The sequence below is a fragment of the Sphingobacterium cavernae genome (genome assembly GCF_008520265.1).
GTDB lineage: Bacteria > Bacteroidota > Bacteroidia > Sphingobacteriales > Sphingobacteriaceae > Sphingobacterium > Sphingobacterium cavernae.
This window is the reverse complement of sequence record NZ_VIQM01000019.1, coordinates 1-684: the sequence shown is the minus strand read 5'-3', so window position 1 is coordinate 684 and position 684 is coordinate 1. Positions and strand designations below refer to the sequence as shown.

At 39.6% G+C, this 684-nt stretch carries 1 pseudogene; it reads right to left on the bottom strand.

From position 1 onward, the window contains the following. A pseudogene (locus tag FLS47_RS18200) lies at positions 1 to 684 on the bottom strand (DUF6443 domain-containing protein); the annotation flags it as partial.

The following is a 684-nucleotide window of genomic DNA, read 5'->3' as shown; positions in this document are numbered from 1 at the left end:
TTTCTATTACAGTGGTTGTAGGATTCTTGAACAACACAGCTCGTACATTACCTAGATGATCCGTTAAGTTATAGTGATAGGTGTAAGTATTGTTTGACGCGTTGCGTTGTAGATAACCCTCGCTCGTATGAATCATCTCAATAGCTTGTGCTCCTGAACCTACCTTGCTATATTCTATACCCCCTACATAATCACGTACAGTTGTGACACCACTCACTACAGCTGTCTTGCGTAGTTTAGATCCGGCAGCATCATACAAATAAGTAACTGATGTACCTGTCTTAGTCGCTGTCTTCGGTAAGTTCAGGTGATTGTAGGTAAAGGTCATCCCTGTACGGTCTGTTTTTGCATTACCATTCACATCGTAAGTGTAAGTATTGGTTGTGCTACCTTTGGTAATGCTTTTTAGACGATTGGATAAGTTACTATTTTCATAAACATAATTCGTTGCTACTGTATCGGCTAAGATATTGCTGTTGTTACGAACGAGCTTCAGGATATTACCACGCTCATCATATTGTAATCGCTCGTACATGATAGTACCTGTTTTACTCTCACCCTTCAGCAATCTATTGATTTTATCATAGATATAACTAAAGGTGTTTACTGTTGTCGCCCCATGTTTCCAAAGTTGTTGGGCGATATTACCGTTGTACTGTGCATTCGTACCTGTATTGTATTGCA